Annotated in this window: 6 protein-coding genes; 2 read left to right on the top strand and 4 right to left on the bottom strand. The window is 61.6% G+C overall.

What is annotated here, in order from left to right; translation table 11 throughout:
- Positions 1–191 precede the first annotated feature (191 nt).
- The gene (locus tag SKC41_RS31560) at positions 192–1,328 is read right to left on the bottom strand and encodes a HoxN/HupN/NixA family nickel/cobalt transporter (protein WP_225337188.1); all 1,137 of its coding nucleotides are present in this window, start codon (positions 1,326–1,328) and stop codon (positions 192–194) included.
- A 209-nt stretch (positions 1,329–1,537) separates the two neighbouring features.
- Positions 1,538–1,867, bottom strand: a complete 330-nt coding sequence (locus SKC41_RS31555; RefSeq protein WP_061559566.1) for an ArsR/SmtB family transcription factor — start codon at positions 1,865–1,867, stop codon at positions 1,538–1,540.
- A gap of 436 nt (positions 1,868–2,303) precedes the next feature.
- Here SKC41_RS31555 and SKC41_RS31550 point away from each other — a divergent pair, with 436 nt between their 5' ends.
- Positions 2,304–2,924, top strand: a complete 621-nt coding sequence (locus tag SKC41_RS31550) for a superoxide dismutase (protein WP_061559564.1) — start codon at positions 2,304–2,306, stop codon at positions 2,922–2,924.
- A gap of 22 nt (positions 2,925–2,946) precedes the next feature.
- Positions 2,947–3,207: a hypothetical protein gene (locus tag SKC41_RS31545; RefSeq protein WP_061559563.1), complete on the top strand. Its 261-nt coding sequence runs from the start codon at positions 2,947–2,949 to the stop codon at positions 3,205–3,207.
- A 49-nt stretch (positions 3,208–3,256) separates the two neighbouring features.
- Here SKC41_RS31545 and istB read toward each other — a convergent pair whose 3' ends face one another.
- Both istB and istA read right to left on the bottom strand, forming a co-directional pair.
- Positions 3,257–4,030, bottom strand: a complete 774-nt coding sequence (gene istB / locus SKC41_RS31540) for an IS21-like element helper ATPase IstB (RefSeq protein ID WP_061560266.1) — start codon at positions 4,028–4,030, stop codon at positions 3,257–3,259.
- Between the two features lie 80 nt (positions 4,031–4,110).
- Positions 4,111–5,373, bottom strand: a complete 1,263-nt coding sequence (istA, locus tag SKC41_RS31535) for an IS21 family transposase (protein ID WP_061559562.1) — start codon at positions 5,371–5,373, stop codon at positions 4,111–4,113.
- Between the last annotated feature and the right edge of the window lie 406 nt (positions 5,374–5,779).

The following is a 5,779-nucleotide window of genomic DNA, read 5'->3' as shown; positions in this document are numbered from 1 at the left end:
GCCCAGCGCGCTCTGAAACTGGGCGTCACCGACGGCGTGTGGGCATCAGTCCCGCTACCCGGCTCCCGAAACACCGACGCTCTCCAACAGGCCTGTCAACGGTTTCTCAAAATTGACCCGCTGCGGTTCCCGGAAAGTTGACCCGCTTGCGTCGTTGAGGCGCGGCGCAGGTCGGCCGGACCGACGGCCGTTCAGCTGGTGAGGTTGGTGGACCAGCGTTGTTCGATGTTTCCGAATCTCCAGACGGACACGGCGATAAGCCAGGAGAAGACGAATAGCGCGACGATGGCGTAGCCGGCGTAGTCGAGGTTGATGTTGGCGATCGCGGCGAGTGGTCCGGAGTCGATGTGGAGGCGGTCGGCGAGCACGCCGATGAGTTCGATGGTGCCGATGATCAGCGCGACGGCGACGGAGATCGATGTGATGGTGAGGTTGTAGAAGATTTTGCGGACGGGTTTGGCGAAGGCCCAGCCGTAGGCGTAGTTCATGAAGACGCCGTCGGTGGTGTCCATCAGGCACATGCCGGCGGCGAACAGGATTGGCAGAACCAGGATGGCGTAGAACGGCAGGTTGAACGCGGCGGCGCCGCCGGCGAGCACGAGCAGCCCGACTTCGGTGGCTGTGTCGAAGCCGAGTCCGAACAGCACGCCGATGGGGTAGATGTGCCACGGTTTGGTGACTGATTTGGTCAGCCCGCCCAGGAAGCGGTTCATGAATCCGCGTGAGTCGAGTTGTTTTTCTAGCGCGGCTTCGTCGTAGCGGCCGCGGCGCAGTTCGCGGAACACTTTGATGATGCCGAGCAGGGCGACCAGGTTCAGGATGCCGATGATCCACAAGAAGATTCCGGATACTGAGGGGCCGATCATGCCGGTGATGGTGTGCAGTGTCGAGCTTTCATCCTGGACGGGTCGGACCAGCGCGCGAACCCCGACGGCGAGCAGGAACGCCAGGGTGAACACGATGGTGGAGTGGCCCAACGAGAACCAGAAACCGACCGAGAGAGGTTTTCTGTCCAGGCCGGCTGCGGTGTTGTCGGCGATCAGTTTGCGGGTGGTGTTGTCGACGGCGGCGATGTGGTCGGCGTCGAACGCGTGGCGCAGCCCTAGCGTGTAGGCCAACACGCCCACGCCGATGGTGAAGACCGGGTGGTCCCCGCCGAGCTGGTAATTGTTGGGCACGACGAACGCGAACAGCACAATGAAGCCCACTAGGTGCAGCAATACGATGAATCCGTACATCCCGGCCAGTGAGGTTTTGTCGGCGCGTGAGAGGCTGGCGCGGAATTGGGCCAGACGCCGGGGCGTTTCTTCGACCGCAGGTTCAGACACCATTGCGCACCTCTCGTCCATTCGTGATGCCGGTGGGTCCGCGGGGAGCCGCAGCTGACGAGGCCAAAGGCTATCCGATACCTGTTCACCTGTCTAGATGAACAGGTGAATTGAGTGTGCGGTTAAGCGACTGCGGTGTTTGGTAAAGCGGGGCACCCGGGTGGCGGCGCGGGTCGTGGTGATGAGTGAAGGTGTTGAAGTGCCGGTGTTCAGTTGTGCTGTGCGCCGATCCAGTGCAGCAGATCGTGGGTGATCTGGTCCTCGAGTCGGTAGCTCACCGCGCGGCCGACCCGGGTCGATTTCACCCAGCCCTGCTGGCGCAGTACCCGAAGAGCCTGTGAGACAGCGTTTTCCGATCGGTCCAGCGTGTCGGCCAGCTCGCCGACGCAGATGCCGGGTGCGCGGTGCAGCACCAGCAAGATCTCCAGCCGGTGAGGATCGGAGAGCAGGTCGAATCGTTGTGACCAGGCGGCGGCATCCACGTCTGACAGTGCAGACCTGGCCTTCCTGGTCTGCGCCCGCTTACCGGCGTGCTCCATGCCTTCAGAATCTAACCCACATCGGTGCCGATGCGATCATGTTGCGAGGTCCGACCGTTCGGCACGGTCGTCACCGTGGGATCTTCAGGAGGGTCGACGCCGGGACGCTGCGTGCCTGTGTCGTCGAATAGTGTTGTGCCGCAGGCATTCATGTTCTGTGCGCTTGCGCCGCCGGAGCAGTCTGTGGGCGGGTCGGCCGGCACGCCAACGACCACCTCGATGTCAAGGGGACACGGTTGCTGCACCGACTCTGGGATACGACCGACCCGCCGCATCACCGTATCATAAGCACAGATGAACAGGTGGACAGATGAGAGCTGCCGGACATATGCTGCCAGAAGTGGTGAACGTGCGTCGCCGGACCCGCCCAGACCTTTGTCCGGCGATTCGTGCCGAGTGCCCGCGCAAACCCGACAGCTGACGATCGGAGAATCTGATGGCCGACTACACCCTGCCCGACCTCGATTACGACTACGGAGCCCTCGAGCCACATATTTCGGGGCAGATCAACGAGATTCACCACAGCAAGCACCACGCCACCTATGTCAAGGGCGTCAACGACGCGATCGCCAAACTCGACGAAGCTCGCGCCAATGACGACCACGCCGCGATCTTCCTCAACGAGAAGAATCTGGCGTTTCACCTGGGCGGGCATGTCAACCATTCGATCTGGTGGAAGAACCTGTCTCCCAACGGTGGTGACAAGCCCACCGGTGAGTTGGCGGCAGCCATCGATGATCAGTTCGGGTCGTTCGACAAGTTCCGGGCGCAATTCGCCGCGGCCGCCAACGGGCTACAGGGGTCGGGATGGGCGGTCCTTGGCTATGACACGCTCGGTGAGAAGCTGTTGACTTTCCAGCTCTACGATCAGCAGGCCAACGTGCCGCTGGGCATCATCCCGCTGCTGCAAGTCGACATGTGGGAACACGCGTATTACCTGCAGTACAAGAACGTCAAAGCCGATTACGTCAACGCCTTTTGGAACGTCGTCAACTGGGCCGACGTCCAAAACCGTTTCGCTGCAGCGACCACTAAGACATCCGGCTTGATCTTCTAAGCCGGCGAGTGCCGATGTTGTGATGGCCGACGACGAGAAGACGCGCTGGGCGATTGACGTCATGACCGCCTGGAGCCAGGATGACTGCACCTTCTTCGGCGAGCGCGTCGATGACTACCTGGCCGAACCCAACGGTGGCGAGGGGCTGATCACCGGTTTGGTCAACCTGTGCGGGCTGCTGCTCTCGGCTATGGAAGTCACGACAGGTAAACCCACCACCGAAATACTGCAGGCTATTGCGTCAACTGTGTCGCGCCACGGGCAACCACCCAGTCCACCCTAGGGTGTTTGGTGGCAGCCAGCCCACTGCGAAGCGCAACGCCGGATCAGTGTCAGGTGGTCGCTCGGTCCTTGGTCAACAGTTCCCGTCGCGCCCGCGTGCGATACGAATCTCCGCTCAGGGTAAGCACTTCGGCGTGATGAACGAGACGATCGATCATCGCCGCGGCGACCACATCATCGGAAAACGTTTCACCCCAGCGCCCGAACGGTAGATTTGAGGTCACCATGATCGAGCCGATCTCATACCGGGAAGCGATCAGCTGAAAAAACAGGTTGGCGGCATCCTGATCGAAAGGAATGTAGCCGACCTCGTCGATGATGATGAGTTTGTAGCGGCGAATCTTCTTTAACTCGCCCTCCAAACGGTTGGCGTGATGCGCTGCAGACAATCGAGCGATCCAGTTAGAAGCGGTATCGAAGAGGACACTGTAGCCGGCGTGAGCCGCCTTGACACCCAACCCGATCGCGAGATGGGTCTTACCGATCCCTGGGGGTCCCAGCAAGATCACGTTCTCGGCCTTGGGCACGAACATGCCCGTCGCCAAGTGCGCGAGCACATCTCGCCGCAACGACGGAAGGTGATCGAGGTTGAAGTCCTCCAACGTTTTGACCTGCGGGAAGTGCGCGGTGCGGATCCGCATAATCGTGCCGGCCGATTCCCGGTCAGCGACCTGACGCTGCAGCAGGGCAGCCAAATACTCTTCGTGAGACCAGTTGTCATCGCGGGCTTGCGCAGCCAAAGGTTCCCAGCAGCGTCCAATCGTCGGGGTCTTCAACACCCTTGTCAGATAGGCCAACTGGGCCGGCAACCCATCGGCAGGCATCGAAACCAACGGTGAGACATCAGCAATCGCCGGTGCAGCGCTATTGTTGGGCTGCTGCTTATTGGTCTTGGTGGCCGCGCTCATGAGCTGTTCCTCACTGTTGTTGGGGCAGAATCAAAGTCGACGCTGAACAATGCGTCATAATCCGGAAGGGCCCGTAGTGCTACCGGATGCCCGTCATGGTGGCGGCGGGTCGCCGTGGACCGCCGGCGACGCTGATCAGCCAGCGCATTGCGCAACCCAGCCGCGGTGTCGACGTGAGCCCGATCGGTGATCGTCGCCCGCGCGGCCCAGCATCGACGGTGCCGGGCCACCACCTGACCATCGCAGCGCACCGTCACGTCCTCAAGTGATGCCGTGACGTCGACGAACCGGCCGATCACTCGCGGGTCGACCGAATAGTCCACCGAATCGACGCGCACGTAGTAGTCGCGAGACAACCGAACGCGATGAATCAAACCGATCGCGGGATCCACTGGCGGAAGCTCCAGCATCGCCTGATAGTCGGTTTCGAAAAGATCAACCGGCCGCGCCCCGATCGCCCGCACCGTGCGAGTGTTCGCCCGTATCAACCACTCTGCGAGTTGAGCGTTGAAATCGGCTGGCGAGACAAAGCGACGCCCCGGCAGAAACGAGGTCTCCAGATAGCCGTTGACTCGCTCCACCAAACCCTTGTATTCGGGATCTCGCGGCGGAGCCAGCTGAACACGGGTGGCCAGCGTTCCCGCGAAGGCCGTTGCCGCCGTCGAGACCCGCCCCGTTCCGCCGATGGCTGCCTCGCGATCCCACACCAAGGTCTTCGGAACCCGTCCCCATCGACAAATCAGCGACCACATGCCCGACAAGATGTCGCCACCCTGCCGAGAAGGCAACATCACTGCACCGATCGACCGAGAGAACCCCAACACCATCACCAACACCGGCAACACACGCTCTTGTCCCTCGCCGACCGGGATCTTGATCGCTGGAAACCACAGATCGCATTGCGCGATCTCGCCGGGTCGATACACAAATCGGTCGACCGGATCAATCCCGACATACTCCGGGCGGATCCGTTGCAGCTTCTTCTTCAACGGCGAACTCGAATACGGCCAGCCGATCCGCTCGGCAATCACAGGAGCAGGCATCTTTGGCCACTCGGCCAACAACGCCCGAATCTGCGGTTCATAAGCATCGGCCACTGAGCCACGAGGCTCGCGTTCATACCTCGGCGGCCGCTGCGACGATAACGCTGCCCGCACCGTATTCCGCGAAATCCCCAACCGGCGAGCGACTTCCCGGATCGGCACCCCCTCAGCCCGATGTAACCGCCGAATCTCCGCCCAATCCTCCACCGAGAGCATCCCTCCAAAAGACCACCAAGTGGGTCAACATTGCGGGACCCTCAGCGGTCTACTTTTCAGGAATCGACGACAGATATGGTCGGTTCTTCATTTACCGTAGGGGTAAAGGGATTTGCGTGCGGCCGCATCGGTACGCGTTGGCGCGTCGGCTCGGTGTGCTCCTTCAGCCAGACGAGCTGGGTTTGCATGAGTGTGATAGCCCGCTGTGCGTGAAAGTCTGTGCAGCTGAGGCGCCCCGCCAGCATGTGGTGGTCGGGACACAGAGTGAAAATATGCGGCGGATGGCTCGGATGCGGCGTGGAGGAGGCCGTAGGCCGGTTCCCAGTGATGGGTTATGGGCTCGCCGGGAACGCTCGGTGGCGTTGCGCACGGTGTTGCGGGAACGGGGCTGGGATCGGGCCGCAGT

The sequence above is a fragment of the Mycobacterium sp. 050128 genome (assembly GCF_036409155.1).
Classification (GTDB): domain Bacteria; phylum Actinomycetota; class Actinomycetes; order Mycobacteriales; family Mycobacteriaceae; genus Mycobacterium.
This window is presented reverse-complemented; position numbering and strand designations above follow the sequence as displayed.

Excerpts from the sequence above, each read along its gene's own strand:
- SKC41_RS31555 (WP_061559566.1), bottom strand. The coding sequence starts at position 1,867 with ATGGAGCACGCCGGTAAGCGGGCGCAGACCAGGAAGGCCAGGTCTGCA.
- SKC41_RS31550 (WP_061559564.1), top strand. The coding sequence starts at position 2,304 with ATGGCCGACTACACCCTGCCCGACCTCGATTACGACTACGGAGCCCTC.
- SKC41_RS31545 (WP_061559563.1), top strand. The coding sequence starts at position 2,947 with ATGGCCGACGACGAGAAGACGCGCTGGGCGATTGACGTCATGACCGCC.
- istB (WP_061560266.1), bottom strand. The coding sequence starts at position 4,030 with ATGCCTGCCGATGGGTTGCCGGCCCAGTTGGCCTATCTGACAAGGGTG.
- istA (WP_061559562.1), bottom strand. The coding sequence starts at position 5,373 with ATGCTCTCGGTGGAGGATTGGGCGGAGATTCGGCGGTTACATCGGGCT.